Below are 13,782 nucleotides of genomic sequence, written 5' to 3'. Positions count from 1 at the left end.
TCAGCGTTGGCGGAGAGGGAGCACATGACCGACGCGGACTTGCCCGGCTTTTTCCACGACGCGGACGAGGCGTCCCGCCAAGGGCAGCGGAAGACGTTGCTGCTCAGCCGCGTGCGGCTGGTGAGCGCCGTGGTCGCCGCGATCGGCGGCGCGTTCAAGTGGAAGATCGGCGGCACCTACGACCTGTGGGCGTTCGTCGCCCTGGCCGGTTTCTTCGTCGCGCTGTTCACGGAGATCCTGCTGTGGGCGCAGCACCCCGAGCAGAAGTGGAACGCCGGCCGCGCCGTCGCCGAGCAGATCAAGTCGCTGGTGTGGCGCTACGCCGTGGGCGCCGACCCGTTCACGGGAGCCGGCGCCAAGCAGCTGCTGCAGCTCAGGATCGCCGAGGTCGTGGCCGAACACGGCAAGAAGCTCCGCCTGGCCAGCACGAACCCCTCCGGCGCCGAGCGCCGCGAGGAACTGCGCCGCAAGCCCTTCGCCGACCGCCGCACCGCCTACCGCGAGGGCCGGGTGAAGGACCAGCTGGAGTGGTACCAGGCCCGCGCCGCGACCAACGAGTTCCGCGCGAACCTGTGGCGCATGCTGCTGATCGCCGGCGAGTTCGTCGCGATCCTGTTCGCCGGCGCCCGCGTCATGGGCGCCTGGGACGTCGACATGTCCGGCGTCATGGCGGCGGCGGTCGCCGGCGGCGCGGCGTGGCTGGGGCTCAAGCAGCACGAGAACCTGTCCCTCGGCTACTCCGCGGCCGCGAGCGACCTGGCGCTGATCTATGAACGGCTCGCCGACGTGGAGGAGGCCGACTGGCCCGCCGCGGTGGCGGAGGCCGAGGGGGCGATCAGCAAGGAGCACAGCGCGTGGCTGGCGTCGCGGCCGAGCACGACGTGACGGAGCGGCTGAGGATCTTCGTCGCCTCTCCCGGCCGGATTCTCGACGGTCCCGGGAAGTGGACCGACCTCGACGCGATCAAGGCGCACCTGTACCGCCCGGTCGGTGCCGCCGTCGGCGAGCGGCTCGGGTGCGAGGTCGACGTGCTGGTGGAACGGGACCGGCAGGCCGCGGGACCGATCCACCACACGATGTTCGCCGAGGCGGTCAGCGCGACGATCTACATCGCCGACCTGACCGACGCGAACCCCAACGTGTACCTCGAGCTCGGGGCGCGGTGGGCGCTGCGGGACAACGTGACCATCCCGGTGTGCCAGAACCCCGAGCGGGACCTGATGTTCAACGTGGCGGCTACGCGCGCGGTGCTCTACAGCAGCGACCCGGCCGAGCTGGAGCGTGCGCGGACCACCATCACCAACATGATCGTCAACGGTCTGGACCTGGGCCACGTCGACAGCATGGTGCGGCACGGAGCCGACCAGATCACCGTGTCCAGAGCGGAGTACGACCAGCTCACCGCCGAGGTGAGCAAGCTGCGGCGGGAACGCACCGGCGAGCTGCGCAGCGCCGCCCTGCTCGCCTCCGGCCACGACCGGATCGACCTGCTCCGGCGTGCTGTCGAGATCAACCCCGCCGACGCGGACGCTCACGGCGAGCTCGGCAGGGCCTATCGCGCGGCAGGAGATCCCCGCCGCGCCGTCGGTTCCCTCACCACCGCCGTGCAGCGCCGGCCGAGCTCCGCTCTCTGGACCCGTGAGCTGGGCCTCGCGCTCGCGGCGGCGGGTGATCTGGACGGAGCCGTCGCCTCGTTGCACGCCGCCACCGCGCTCGACGAGTCGGACGCCGAGTCCCGCCGAGCGCTCGGTGACGTCTGCTGGCAACGAGCCAGGGTCCGGCACGACCGGGCGGCGTTGACGGAGGCGCGCGACGCCTACCGGGCGGCGGGGAGGATCACCGCGGACGACACGGGCTCGCTCCTGAACGAGGCGCGCCTCGACGTGCTGCTGGCGGAGCACGTCGAGGCGCGGGCCAAGGCCCTGGCCGGCTTCCGCGACCTGTGCGGCTACCTGAAGTACCTGGCCGCAAGAAGACGTGACCAGACGGTGCGGCTGCACCACGCGGAAGCACTGGCGTTCTGCGGGAACCGCGACGCGGCGGTCAAGACCGCACGCGGCGCACTCGGCCCGATGCCGCCGATGTGGAACGAACTGCTCGCAGTCAGCTGGCTGCCGGACGACGTGACGGAGGCGTTGCGCGGGCTCGTGCGGGAGAGCGAGCAGGCCGGTTAGGAGCCCAGCGCCGCCACCACCCGTTCCACCACCGCCTTCTCGGCCACCGCCACCGCCCCGTCGGCCCCGGCCACCGACCGGCACATCTCCGCCACCGCCGCGCGGAAGATGGGCACGTCGCGCGGCTCGTGCGCGGCGATGATGTCCACGGCGGAGCGCAGCGCGGTCAGGACGCCCTCCTCCACGTCGGCCGACGAGCCGCGGGGCAGGGACGGTGGGGCCGCGGCGATCACTTCGCGCAGGTTGTCGGAGAGCAGGGTCATGGCGCGGATGCCGGCGTGGCTCTCCTCGTCCACGGCGCCGGGGTCCGCGGTGGAGACCAGGACCATGGCACCGAAGACGGCGGTGCGGAGCGTCTGGCCCTCCGCCTCCGTGTAGGCAGTCATGCGGTCAGCCTATGCAACGATCTCGCGGTATGAGTGCGGGTCGGGTGCTCGGCGCCAACATCAGGGCGTTTCGCGAGCAGCGCGGGTTGTCGTTGTCGGAGCTCGCGCGGCGGTCGTCGATCGCGAAGGGCACGCTGTCGCAGCTGGAGAGCGGGTCAGGGAACCCGACCATCGAGACAGTGTTCAGTTTGTCGAACGCTTTGAACGTGCCGGTGTCGGAGCTGCTGTCGGAGCGGACGGCGCCGGAGGTCATCCTGGTGCGGGCCAGGGACGTGGAGCAGCTCAGCAGCAACGCGGTCGACCTGCGGCTGATGCGCCGGATGGACGTCGCGGACACCGTCATCGAGATCTACGACCAGCGTGTGCGGCCGGGCGCGACGCAGACCAGCGAAGGTCATCCCGGCAAGGAGCACGTGCTGGTCACCGGCGGGACGCTGCGGGTGGGGCCGACGGACTCGCCGTTCGAGCTCGGGCCCGGCGACTACGTGTGCTTCCCCGGCTCGGTGCCGCACCTGTACGAGACCGTCGGCGGTGAGGTCAGCTCGGTACTGGTGCTGGAGTACCCGAAGCACTAACGTTCATTCTATTGAACGGAGGTGGAGTGATGCACCCGGACGTCGTGGTGGTGGGAGCAGGGATCGTCGGGGCCGCGTGCGCGCAGGCGCTGACGGCGCGCGGGCTCGACGTCCTGGTCGTCGACCGCCACGGGCCGGCGGCGGGCACCAGCGCGGCCGGCGAGGGGAACGTGCTGGTCAGCGACAAGGGACCGGGACCGGAGCTGGAGCTCGCCCGAGCCAGCCGGGAGCTGTGGCCGGAGCTGGCGCAGGACGCGGAGTGGGAGGAGAAGGGCGGGCTCGTCGTCGCCACGACCGAGCAGGCCGTCGAACCGCTCAGGGCCTTCGCCGCCGGGCAGCGCGCCGCGGGCATCGACGCGTGCGAGCTCACCGCGCAGGAAGCCCTCTCGTGCGAACCGCACCTCAACCCCGGTGTCACCGCCGCGGTCCACTACCCCCAGGACGCCCAGCTCAACCCGGTCAAGGCGACGAGGACCCTGCTGCGCGGCATCCGGGTCCTCCAGGCGGAGACGTCCGCGGTGGACGGCAGGTCCGTCACCACCGACCGGGGCGTCCTGCACTGCGGTGCCGTCGTCAACGCGACCGGGCCGTGGGCGCGCCGGTTCGGCGTGAACGTCCTGCCCCGGCGCGGCGTCGTCCTCGTCACCACGCCGATCCCCGGCACCATCCGGCACAAGGTCTACGACGCGGACTACGTCGGCGCGGTCGCGAGCGGCGAGGCCGACCTGCAGACCTCCGGCGTGGTCGAGTCGACGCAGGCCGGCACGGTCCTGATCGGGTCGAGCCGGCAGCGCAAGGGGTTCGACGACACGATCGAGTCGAAGGTCCTGAAGGCGTTGGCGCGGAGAGCGATCGCGATGTTCCCCATGCTCGCCGGAGTGCCGGTCATGCGCGCGTACGGCGGCTTCCGCCCGTACGCGCCGGACCACCTGCCGATCATCGGCGAGGACCCGCGCACACCGGGCCTGTGGCACGCCACGGGGCACGAGGGCGCCGGTGTCGGGCTCGCACCGGCAACCGGGCGGCTGCTCGCCGAGCTTCTCACCGGTGCCGCGCCGCACGTCGATCCCCACCCGTTCCGCGTCGACCGGCCGGAGGTGCTGGTGTGAAGGTCACGTTCAACGGCCTCCCCCGCGAGGCCGACCACGTCGCGGAGCTGCTGCCCGGCCGGTTCTTCTGCGGCATCGGCGTCTGCTTCGGCTGCGTCGCCGAGATCAACGGGACCCCGGAGGTCCGCGCCTGCCGGCACCGGCTCGCGGACGGCGACACCATCAGGACCACGTCGTGAGGGTCGTGGTGGTGGGTGCCGGACCGGCCGGCATGGCCGCCGCCAGGACCGCCGCCGACGCGGGCGCGGACGTCGTCATGGTCGACTCCGAACCCGAGGCGGGCGGCCAGTTCCTGCGCGGCAGGACCACGTTCGCGCACCCCGGCGTCACCCACCTCCGCGACACCGAGGCGTGGCTCGTCGAGGACGGCGTCCTGCACCTGCGCGGCCCGCGGCAGCTCCCCTTCGACGCACTGGTCGTCGCCACCGGCGCCTACGACCGCCCGCTGCCCTTCCCCGGCTGGGACGGGCCCGGCGTGATCACCGCCGGTGCCGCCCAGGCGCTGGCCAAGCAGGGCGTCACGCTCGCCGAACGCGTGGTGGTCGCGGGCACCGGCCCGTTCCTGCTGCCGGTCGCGACCGCGTTGCAGGACCTCGGCGCCACCCTCGTCGGCGTCTACGAGGCGAACTCGCCGCTGGCGTGGGCGAAGGAGGCCAGGGCGGTCGCCGCGAACCGGCACAAGGTCGCCGAGCTCGCGCGGTACCGGAAGGTGTTGCCGCGCCTGGAGACCCGCACCGCCGTCGTCGCCAAGCACGGCGACCGCGTCACCGTCGCGAAGCTCGACAGCGCCTGGCGCCCGGTCGGCCACCGCACCGTGCGGGCAGACCTCGTGTGCGTCGGCTACGGCTTCCTGCCGCGCGCCGACCTCGTCCCGCACGCCGCCAGGACCGGCGGGTTCTACGACGTGGACGACCACCAGCGGACCTCGGTGCCCGGCGTGTACGCGGCCGGTGAGGTCACCGGCATCGGCGGCGCCGACCTGTCCGAGGCCGAGGGCGTCGTTGCCGGGGCCGCGGCCGCCGGGCGGCAACCACCGGCGGCTGCGCTCAGGGCCGTGCGCGACGGCCGCCTGTTCGCCGCGGCACTGGCGCGGGTGCACGCCGTCCGGCCCGGCTGGCGGACCTGGCTCACACCGGAAACCACGGTCTGCCGCTGCGAGAAGGTGACCCGCGCGGCGCTCGACACCGCCGCCGCCACGACCATGCGCGAGCTCAAGCTGACCAGCCGGGTCGCGCTGGGCCGCTGCCAGGGCCGCATCTGCGCCCGCAACGCCGCCGAGCTCACCGGAATCCCGTTCGACGACCAGCGCCGCGTGATCGCGGTCCCGATCCCGCTCGGCGAACTCGCCGCGCTCCCCGAGGAGGACTCATGACCGAACGTCTCGACGGCGTCATCGTCGCCACCGCGTTGCCGTACAAGGAGGACGCGGGTGCGCCCGCCGGGCTGCGGCCCGACCTGGACCGGTTCGCCGAGCACTGCCGCTGGGTGGTCGAGTCCGGCTGCCGCGGCGTCGGCCCGAACGGCTCGCTCGGCGAGTACTCGTCGCTGACCGACGCCGAACGCCGGGAGGTCGCGCAGACCGCCATCGCCGCGGTCAAGGGCAAGGGCATCGCGGTGGTCGGCGTGCACGGCGTCGGCGCGCACCAGGCCCGCCACTGGGCCGAACTGGCCGCCGAGGACGGTGCGGACGGCGTGCTCTGCCTGCCGCCCACGATGTACCGGGCCAACCGCGGCGAGGTCGTGCACCACTTCCGCGAGGTCGCCAAGGCCGGTCTGCCGATCATGGTCTACAACAACCCGATCGACACCAAGGTCGACCTCACCCCGGACCTGATCGCGGAGCTCGGCCAGATCGAGCACGTCGTGGCCGTGAAGGAGTTCTCCGGCGACGTGCGCAGGGTGCTGGAGATCCGGGCCGCCGCACCGCACCTGACCGTCGTGGCCGGTGCCGACGACGTGGTGCTGGAGAGCCTGCTGATGGGCGCCACCGGCTGGTTCGCGGGCTACCCCAACGTGTTCCCGGCCGAGTCGGCCGAGCTGTTCGACCTCGCGCGGGCCGGCAAGCTCGACGAGGCCCGGTCGCTGTACGAACGCCTGGTGCCCGCCTTCCGCTGGGACTCGCGCACCGAGTTCGTGCAGGCCATCAAGTACTGCATGGACCTCGTCGGCCGCTTCGGCGGACCGTGCCGTCCCCCGCGCGGCCCGCTGTCCGACGCGCAGCGCACCCGGATCGAGGCCGACATGGAGCTGGCCACCTCATGAGGTTCGCCCGGTACTTCAGCGCGGTCGACTCGCACACCGAGGGCATGCCCACGCGCGTCATCACCGGCGGCGTCGGCGTCATCCTCGGCGAGACGATGGCCGACAAGCGGCTCAACTTCATCAAAGACCACGACCACGTCCGCAAGCTGCTCGTCAACGAACCGCGCGGCCACGCGGCGATGAGCGGTGCGATCCTCCAGCCGCCCACCCGTCAGGACGCCGACTGGGGCGTGCTCTACATCGAGGTGTCCGGCTGCCTGCCGATGTGCGGCCACGGCACCATCGGCGTGGCCACGGTCCTGGTCGAGACGGGCATGGTCGCGGTGACCGAGCCGGTGACGACGGTCCGGCTGGACACCCCGGCCGGCTTGGTGCTCGCCGACTACGACACCCGCACGAGGCTCGTGACGATCCGCAACGTCCCGGCCTACGCCCACGACCTCGACGCGACGGTCACCGTGCCCGGTCTCGGCGAGGTCCGCTACGACATGGCCTACGGCGGCAACTTCTACGCCATCCTGCCGCTCGCGGACCTCGGCATACCGTTCGACCGCATGGAGAAGGACCGCATCCTCGCCGCCGGACTGTCCATCATGGACGAGATCAACCGCACCAACCGGCCGGTCCACCCGACCGACCCGGCGATCGGCGGCTGCAAGCACGTCCAGTTCACCGCGCCCGGTCACGACGGCGCCCACTCGCGCAACGCGATGGCCATCCACCCCGGCTGGTTCGACCGCTCCCCCTGCGGCACCGGCACCTGCGCCCGGATGGCGCAGCTGCACGCCCGCGGCGAGCTCGCGCTGGGCGCGGAGTTCGTGAACGAGTCGTTCATCGGCACCCGCTTCATCGGAACGCTGCTGGAGGAGGTCGCGCTCGGCGACCGCACCGCCGTGCTGCCGACGGTGGCCGGCCGGGCGTGGATCACCGGGATGGGCCAGTACCTGCTCGACCCGGCAGACCCGTTCCCGGAGGGCTTCTCGCTGTAACCGGTGGGCTCCGCGGAGTCGTTAGGCTCACGGGGGTGAGCACCACGCCCAGCCTCGAGGCACTGCTGCGCATCGGGCCGTTCCACGCGGCGCTGAGAGCCGCGATCCGCCGGCGTGGGCTCACCCTGGAGCGGCTGCGCTCGCGGCTGGCCCAGCAGGACGTCCCGGTCGCGCTGTCGACGCTGAGCGACTGGCAGCAGGGCCGGGTCCGGCCGGTCTCGCCGAAGTCGCTGCGCGCGGTCGCGGTGCTGGAGGAGCTGCTCGACGTCCCGCACCGCTCGCTGCTGGACCTGCTGGAGCAGACCGGTCCGAGCGGCTGGCCGGACGTCGTGCCCGGCATGATGCCCGGCTTCGACGCCAACGACCTGGAGGTCGTCGCCCGGCACGACCGGGTGTTCGTCGACGCCGACCGGCACGCTTCCCGCGCCCTGGTGAAGATGGTCGTCCGGGCGCACACCGACGGCGTGGACCGCTACAACGCGCACTACTACGGCGACGATTTGGTCCGCGTGGCGCACGAACCGCTGCGCAACTGCCGGCTCGGCCAGACCGTGCTGGAGGACCGGACGACCGTGGAGGAGCTGCTGTTCGACCGGCCGCTGCGGCTGGGCGAGACGTGGGTGTTCGAGTACTCGATCCACGACCCGACGCGCGTGGACAGCGTCGAGTACGCGCACGGCGTGCGGTGCTTCCTCGCGCAGAGCCTGATCGAGGTCCACTTCGACCCGGCCGCGCTGCCCGTCGACCCGCACGTCTACCTGCAGGACTGGGAGGAGACCGAGCCGCACCGCACGATCGACCTGTCGCTCGACCACACGCACTCGGTGCACCACTTCGAGTCGAACGTGTCGGTGAACTGGGTCGGCATCCGGTGGAGCTGGGTGTAGGTCCGGCGACGAGAACGGCCAAGGGCTCCCGAAAACGCAGCTCGCCGGTTAGCGTGCGCTGGTGCAGTTGCCGTGGAGAGCCGCCCCTCGGGCAGCGCTGTCGAGCCCGCTCACGCTCGTCGTGAGCATCGTGACGACGTTGCTGCTCGGCTTCGTGGTGGCCGCGGCGGTCCTGCACTCCTCGGCGGCCGGCAGCGCGGCGCTCGCCTACCAGCAGGGCCGCGTCTGTCCACAGTCGATGCACCCCTCCCTCGACGGCGACGGGATTCCGCTGGCGCAGGCCGTCCGCACGGCCACGACCAATGGCGGCCTGGGTGCCGTCTACACCAACATCGCGCGGCCGGACTTCACCGGGCTCGCGACCTACGCGCGGTTCGGGTACCGGCCGGGTGCCACCGAGCACCTGCGGGTGCTGCAGGGCGGCGGCACCGGGTTGTGGGTGCCGCAGACGGTCGCGTCCGCCGCGAAGGTGAAGATCGGCGACCGGCTCGTCGGGTCGACGCTCGTGGTCAGCGCGATCTACGCGGACCTCGCGCACCCGGTGGCGGACTGGTGGTGTTCCGAGGCGAAGACCGTCGTGCCGAACCCGCTGGCCGGTGAGGGCGCCAGCACGTCGGTGATCTGGGTGCACCAGGCCGCCGACCTCGCACTGCTGCCGGCGGACTTCTCCAGCGCCACGGTGTCGATCCGGTTCCCGGCCGAGCCGGTGACCACCATCGCCGAGGCGGAAGCGCTGCGCGACAACGGGAACGCGCTGCTGGCGAAGCTCGGCCTCCCGCTGACCAGGACCGACCTCGTCAGCGCCGCGATCACCGCGTCGGCCACCGCGCGGGACAACGTCGGGTCGGCGTTGCTGCCGCTGGTGGTCGTGAGCGTGCTCGTCGGGCTCGCCGGTGTCGGCACGGTGACCGTGCAGTGGGCCCAACGCAGGCACTCCGAGCTGCGGCTGCTGTGGGTGCGCGGTGCCGGCCCGCTCGCGCTGGGCCTGCGCGGGGTGCTGGAGCTGGGGCTGCCGCTGGTGCTCGGCGGTGTGCTGGGACTGGTGGCCGCGCGGGTGCTGCTGCCCCTCTACGGGCCGGGCACGGCGCCGGCGCCCGGAACGCTGTGGACCGCGCTCGGCGCGGTGCTCGCCGTGGTGGTGCTGAGCCTCGCGGTGACCGTGCTGACCGCCTGCTGGAAGACGCACCGGACGTTCCAGGGACGGCCCCGGCGGTGGCGGCTCGCCGTGCTGCCGTGGGAGCTCGCGGTCGGCGGGCTCGCGGTGCTCGCGTGGCTGCGGCTCGCGGAGAACGGGCTGGGCACCCGGCCCGGGGCCGGTGAGCTGCCGCGCATCGACGCGGCGGCGCTGACGTTCCCGCTGCTGGTGGTGCTCGCGGCGGCGTTGCTCGCCACGCGGGTGCTGCGCTGGACGCTGACCTGGTCGCACCGCGTGCAGTTCTGGCGGGTGCCGGCCGCGCAGCTGGCGGTGCGCCGGCTCGCCGCGGCCGCCGGACCGGTCACCGGCGTGGTGCTCGTGGGGGTGCTGGCGGTCGGCACGATCGCGGTCGGCAGCTCGGTCGCCGGTGCCCAGCGGTCGGCGCTGGACTCGAAGTCCGCCGTGCACGTGGGCGCCAACAGCACGGCGCAGGTGTCGCAGGACCTCGCCACCGGCAAGGTGGCGCTGCCGGAGTCGTTGCGCGGCACCACAACGCTCGTCGGCGTGAGCTCCGGCGCGCTCGTCGTGGACCCGGCGACGTTCACCGACGCGGCCATCGTCGGCGACCCGGACCGGGTGCGGGCGGTGCTGGCGGGCCTGGGCAGGACCGGCGCGGTCGCCTCCGCGGTGCGGATCGGGCGGGCGGCGAACCAGGAGATGCAGGTCCCCGGCCTGCCGCTGCTGAAGCCGTCCGAGTCGCTGCCGTCGTTCCCGAAGCTCGGCACCCGCGGGTACGTCATCACGCGGTCCGCGGTGCCCGCGCCCGAACAGGTCGGGTCGTGGCACCTGTGGTCGTCGCTGCCGGTGAGCGCGCTGACCGCGGAGCTGCAGAAGGCGGGCATCCACTACACGAACGTCGCCGACCGCGCGAAGGTGCTCGACGGGCTGCCGTTCCTGACCGTGCAGTGGACGTTCGGGTTCGTGGCGGCGATCGGCGTGGTGCTCGCGGTGGTGGCGGCGGTGGCGCTGCTGCTGGCGATCGAGGTGCGGCGGCGGCAGAACGCCGTGTCGGGCGCGCTGTCCACGCGGATGGGGATGAAGCCCGCACTGCTGTGGTCGAGCCACCTGCTGGAGGTGGGCGCGATCGCGGTGGCGGCGGTGGCGGTCGGTGCGGTGGCGTCGTTCGTGAGCGCGGGGGCCGCGGTGCCGCGGCTGGACCCGGCGCCGTGGCTGAACCCGGCACCGGTGCTGCCGGACCTGGTGCCGTTGCTGGGGCTGATGGTGGTGTGCGGTGCGGCGGTGGTCGCGGCGGCGGCGTGGCTCGCGTTGCGCGGCGTGCGCACCGCGCGGATGGGAGAGCTGCTCAGGTGATTCGCGCTTGTGGCGTCGGGGTGTCCTACGGCGGGGTGCGGGCGGTGGCGGACATGTCGCTGCGCACCGCGCCCGGCCTGACCGTGCTGTCGGGGCCGTCCGGGTCGGGCAAGTCGACGTTGCTGCGGGTGCTGTCGCTGGTCGAACGGCCGTCCGCCGGCGAGGTCTTCGTGCACGACCGGCCGACCTCGCAGCTGTCGTGGCGCGAGCTGAGGTCGTTGCGGCGCAAGGAGATCGCGGTCGTGTTCCAGAACCCGGCCGACAACCTCATCGGGCACCTCACGGTCGGCGACAACCTGCGGGCGGCGGGCGCGACGGACCTGTCGCTGCTGGAGCGGCTCGGGCTGGGCGGCTCGGGGACGTGGCGGATCGGGGCGTTGTCGGGCGGGCAGCAGCAACGGCTCGCGTTCGGCTGCGCGCTGGCGCGCGGTGCCTCGGTCGTGGTGGCGGACGAGCCGACCTCGCAGCTCGACGCGCGGTCGGCGGACCTGGTGCTGGAGATGCTGACGTCGTTGCCGGTGCCCGTACTCGTGGCCTCGCACGACCCGCGGCTGGTCGAGCTGGCCGACCTCTGCGTGCCGCTGGTGGCGTCGTGATCAGCGCGACGGGGGTGCGGCGGTCGTTCGGCGGCGTCGAGGTGCTGCGCGGGGTCGACCTGTCCGTGGCACCGGGCGAGCTGGTGACGCTGAGCGGGCCGTCGGGGTCGGGCAAGACGGCGCTGCTGTCCGTCCTGTGCGGCTTCGACTTCCCCGACTCCGGCACCGTCAGGCCGGGGCCGGTGGCGTGGTCGGCGTGCGCGGTGCTGCCGCAGTCGCTGGGACTCGCGACCGAGCTGACGCTGGAGGAGAACGTCGCGCTGCCGCTGCGGTTGCGCGGGCTGCCGGTCGGCCCGGTGGCGGACGTGCTCGCCGAGCTGGGGATCGCGGACCTGGCCCGGCGGTACCCGGCGCAGGTGTCGTTCGGGCAGCAGCAACGGGCGGCGCTGGCGCGTGCGGTGGTCGCGAAGCCGTCGGCGTTGCTGGCGGACGAACCGACCGCGCACCTGGACGCCGTGAGCGCCGACGCCACGATCGGGCTGCTGCGCCGGGTCGCCGACGACGGCGCCGCGGTGCTGATCGCCACGCACCACGACGCCGTGCACGCCGCCGCCGACCGGGTGTTGGAGCTGGCCGGCGGCCGGATCAGCTCGGGCTCGCGGCGAACAGCGCCCTGAGGTTCTGCTCGATCTCCGCCGGGATCTGCGCGTAGGCGTGCGGCGGCTGCGGGTCGTACTCGATGCCGACCTGCACGGTCTGCGCGACCGCCGTGCCGAACTCGCGTTCCACCAGCTGCAACGCCATGTCGATGCCGGCCGACACGCCCGCACCGGTCACGACCTTGCCGTCGAACACGACCCGGTCGGTGCACGCCTGCACCCCGCGCGCGGTCAGGTCGTCGCGGGCGGCCCAGTGCGTGGTGGCCCTCGTGACCACCCCGGCCTCGGCGAGCAGCGTCGAGCCCGTGCACACCGACGTCGTCCACTTCGTCGTCGAGTGCACCTCCCGCAGCCACGCCACCAGCTCGGCGGACTCGCGCAGCACCTCCCTCCAGCGGCCCGACCCCGGCACCACGACCACGTCCGCCGACTTGAGCGTGTCGAACGTGTCGGTGGGCACCATGGTCAGGCCGTTGTCGGAGCGCACCGGGTCGAGCGTCCGCGCGACGAAGCGCGGTGTCACGACCGGCACGCAGCCGAGCACCTCGAACGGCCCGACCAGGTCGAGCGCGGTCAGGTTCGGGTAGAGCACGTACGCGACGTCCATCAGGCGACCCCCGTCGTCCGGAAGCGGGCGCGGTAGCTGCCCGGCGACACGCCGAGCACGCGCAGGAAGGCCCGGCGCAACGTCTCGGCCGAGCCGAAACCGCTCTGCCGCGCCACCAGGTCCAGCCCGTCACCGGTGCTGGCCAGGCGGTCGGCCGCGGCCTCGACGCGGGCCCGTTCGACGTACTGCGCGGGTGAGATGCCGACGCTGCGCGAGAAGACGCGGGCGAAGTGGCGGACGCTCATCATCGCCCTGCGCGCCATGACGGGCACGGTCCACTCACGCGTCGGGTCGGCGTGGATCGCGTCCAGCAACGCCCTCAGCGCGTCGTCGGACACCGGTGGCGTGCGGGTGTGCACGCTGAACTGCGACTGGCCACCGCTGCGCTGCAGGAAGACCACCAGGTACTGCGCGATCCGGCGGGCCAGCGCCGGGCCGTGGTCCTGCTCGACCATCGCGAGCGACAGGTCGATGCCCGCCGTCACACCGGCCGAAGTGGACACCTGACCGTCGCACACGAAGATCGCGTCCGGTTCCACGTCGACCCCGCGCGCCGCGAGCTCGCCCGTGAACGCCCAGTGCGTCGTCGCCTTCTTCCCGTGCAGCAGCCCGGCCCCCGCCAGGACCACCGCACCGGTGCAGACGCCCGCGATCCGCCGCGACTTCAGCGCGAGCCGCCGCAGGTGCGTCGTGAGCACCGGGTCGGTCGCGGCCTCGTCGTACCCCCAGCCGCCCACGACGAGCAGCGTGTCGATGGGCCGGTCGAGCGTGCGCAGGTCCGCACCTGCCCCGATCCGCACCCCCGCGGTGGCGGTGAACGGTTCTCCCCCGAGCGTGGCCACGGTGACGCGGTAGCGCTGACCCCCGTGGTTCGCCGCCTGGAACACCTCTACCGGCCCCGCCAGGTCCAGCAGCGCCGTGCGGTCGTAACCGACCACGACTACTTCCCTCAAGTTCCCCACAACTCCACTTTCCTCATCACCCGCAGTGGCGGCAACGCCATTCCGCCCTCTCATTCGGCCACCGCTCAGGTGCACGCGGGGAGCTTCCGTACTCCCCTGGCGCACGAAAGGCCCCCACGTGCAGCAAGCA

The 13,782-nt window shown here is 73.0% G+C and carries 15 protein-coding genes; 12 read left to right on the top strand and 3 right to left on the bottom strand.

Annotated features, from left to right (window positions below):
- Positions 1 to 24: 24 nt before the first annotated feature.
- On the top strand, positions 25 to 885 hold the full coding sequence (locus ACZ7CH_RS23460) for a DUF4231 domain-containing protein (RefSeq protein WP_360392750.1): 861 nt from the start codon (positions 25 to 27) through the stop codon (positions 883 to 885).
- The gene (locus ACZ7CH_RS23455) at positions 855 to 2,174 is read left to right on the top strand and encodes a tetratricopeptide repeat protein (RefSeq protein ID WP_470374842.1); all 1,320 of its coding nucleotides are present in this window, start codon (positions 855 to 857) and stop codon (positions 2,172 to 2,174) included. The genes ACZ7CH_RS23460 and ACZ7CH_RS23455 overlap by 31 nt, the downstream gene beginning before the upstream one ends.
- Here ACZ7CH_RS23455 and ACZ7CH_RS23450 read toward each other — a convergent pair.
- Positions 2,171 to 2,560, bottom strand: coding sequence for a hypothetical protein (locus tag ACZ7CH_RS23450; protein WP_458431384.1), 390 nt, complete (start codon positions 2,558 to 2,560; stop codon positions 2,171 to 2,173). The genes ACZ7CH_RS23455 and ACZ7CH_RS23450 overlap by 4 nt on opposite strands.
- Before the next feature lie 29 nt (positions 2,561 to 2,589).
- Between ACZ7CH_RS23450 and ACZ7CH_RS23445 the strand changes: the two genes are divergently transcribed.
- From ACZ7CH_RS23445 to ACZ7CH_RS23400, 10 genes are all read left to right on the top strand, one after another.
- On the top strand, positions 2,590 to 3,135 hold the full coding sequence (locus ACZ7CH_RS23445) for a helix-turn-helix domain-containing protein (protein WP_360392744.1): 546 nt from the start codon (positions 2,590 to 2,592) through the stop codon (positions 3,133 to 3,135).
- A gap of 29 nt (positions 3,136 to 3,164) precedes the next feature.
- Positions 3,165 to 4,244 (top strand): NAD(P)/FAD-dependent oxidoreductase, encoded by a 1,080-nt coding sequence (locus ACZ7CH_RS23440; protein WP_458431382.1) that lies wholly within the window; start codon positions 3,165 to 3,167, stop codon positions 4,242 to 4,244.
- On the top strand, positions 4,241 to 4,423 hold the full coding sequence (locus tag ACZ7CH_RS23435) for a 2Fe-2S iron-sulfur cluster-binding protein (RefSeq protein WP_458431381.1): 183 nt from the start codon (positions 4,241 to 4,243) through the stop codon (positions 4,421 to 4,423). The genes ACZ7CH_RS23440 and ACZ7CH_RS23435 overlap by 4 nt, the downstream gene beginning before the upstream one ends.
- Positions 4,420 to 5,616: an FAD-dependent oxidoreductase gene (locus tag ACZ7CH_RS23430; RefSeq protein WP_458431380.1), complete on the top strand. Its 1,197-nt coding sequence runs from the start codon at positions 4,420 to 4,422 to the stop codon at positions 5,614 to 5,616. Before ACZ7CH_RS23435 ends, ACZ7CH_RS23430 begins: the two co-directional genes overlap by 4 nt.
- Positions 5,613 to 6,506, top strand: coding sequence for a dihydrodipicolinate synthase family protein (locus ACZ7CH_RS23425; protein ID WP_360392732.1), 894 nt, complete (start codon positions 5,613 to 5,615; stop codon positions 6,504 to 6,506). Before ACZ7CH_RS23430 ends, ACZ7CH_RS23425 begins: the two co-directional genes overlap by 4 nt.
- The gene (locus ACZ7CH_RS23420) at positions 6,503 to 7,495 is read left to right on the top strand and encodes a proline racemase family protein (protein WP_470374841.1); all 993 of its coding nucleotides are present in this window, start codon (positions 6,503 to 6,505) and stop codon (positions 7,493 to 7,495) included. The genes ACZ7CH_RS23425 and ACZ7CH_RS23420 overlap by 4 nt, the downstream gene beginning before the upstream one ends.
- A 35-nt stretch (positions 7,496 to 7,530) precedes the next feature.
- A complete protein-coding gene (locus tag ACZ7CH_RS23415) occupies positions 7,531 to 8,382 on the top strand; it encodes a hypothetical protein (RefSeq protein ID WP_360392726.1) in 852 nt (283 codons plus the stop codon).
- A gap of 61 nt (positions 8,383 to 8,443) precedes the next feature.
- Positions 8,444 to 10,888 (top strand): ABC transporter permease, encoded by a 2,445-nt coding sequence (locus ACZ7CH_RS23410; RefSeq protein ID WP_470374840.1) that lies wholly within the window; start codon positions 8,444 to 8,446, stop codon positions 10,886 to 10,888.
- On the top strand, positions 10,885 to 11,484 hold the full coding sequence (locus ACZ7CH_RS23405; protein ID WP_470374839.1) for an ABC transporter ATP-binding protein: 600 nt from the start codon (positions 10,885 to 10,887) through the stop codon (positions 11,482 to 11,484). The genes ACZ7CH_RS23410 and ACZ7CH_RS23405 overlap by 4 nt, the downstream gene beginning before the upstream one ends.
- Complete coding sequence (locus ACZ7CH_RS23400) at positions 11,481 to 12,101, top strand: ABC transporter ATP-binding protein (RefSeq protein WP_470374838.1); 621 nt, start codon at positions 11,481 to 11,483, stop codon at positions 12,099 to 12,101. The genes ACZ7CH_RS23405 and ACZ7CH_RS23400 overlap by 4 nt, the downstream gene beginning before the upstream one ends.
- On the opposite strand, the gene ACZ7CH_RS23395 is transcribed toward ACZ7CH_RS23400, so the two are convergent.
- The gene (locus tag ACZ7CH_RS23395) at positions 12,070 to 12,690 is read right to left on the bottom strand and encodes a DJ-1/PfpI family protein (protein WP_360392718.1); all 621 of its coding nucleotides are present in this window, start codon (positions 12,688 to 12,690) and stop codon (positions 12,070 to 12,072) included. The two genes, ACZ7CH_RS23400 and ACZ7CH_RS23395, sit on opposite strands and share 32 nt — an antisense overlap.
- Positions 12,690 to 13,628 carry a GlxA family transcriptional regulator gene (locus ACZ7CH_RS23390; RefSeq protein WP_360392715.1) on the bottom strand — a complete coding sequence of 313 codons (939 nt, stop codon included), beginning with the start codon at positions 13,626 to 13,628 and terminating at the stop codon, positions 12,690 to 12,692. Before ACZ7CH_RS23390 ends, ACZ7CH_RS23395 begins: the two co-directional genes overlap by 1 nt.
- Positions 13,629 to 13,782 lie beyond the last annotated feature (154 nt).

Source organism: Lentzea sp. NPDC037011, from assembly GCF_055607425.1.
This window is presented reverse-complemented; position numbering and strand designations above follow the sequence as displayed.

What these genes read in the sequence shown, in the direction of transcription:
- ACZ7CH_RS23460 (WP_360392750.1), top strand. Translation starts at nt 25, where the DNA reads ATGACCGACGCGGACTTGCCCGGCTTTTTCCACGACGCGGACGAGGCG.
- ACZ7CH_RS23450 (WP_458431384.1), bottom strand. Translation starts at nt 2,560, where the DNA reads ATGACTGCCTACACGGAGGCGGAGGGCCAGACGCTCCGCACCGCCGTC.
- ACZ7CH_RS23445 (WP_360392744.1), top strand. Translation starts at nt 2,590, where the DNA reads ATGAGTGCGGGTCGGGTGCTCGGCGCCAACATCAGGGCGTTTCGCGAG.
- ACZ7CH_RS23440 (WP_458431382.1), top strand. Translation starts at nt 3,165, where the DNA reads ATGCACCCGGACGTCGTGGTGGTGGGAGCAGGGATCGTCGGGGCCGCG.
- ACZ7CH_RS23425 (WP_360392732.1), top strand. Translation starts at nt 5,613, where the DNA reads ATGACCGAACGTCTCGACGGCGTCATCGTCGCCACCGCGTTGCCGTAC.
- ACZ7CH_RS23420 (WP_470374841.1), top strand. Translation starts at nt 6,503, where the DNA reads ATGAGGTTCGCCCGGTACTTCAGCGCGGTCGACTCGCACACCGAGGGC.
- ACZ7CH_RS23395 (WP_360392718.1), bottom strand. Translation starts at nt 12,690, where the DNA reads ATGGACGTCGCGTACGTGCTCTACCCGAACCTGACCGCGCTCGACCTG.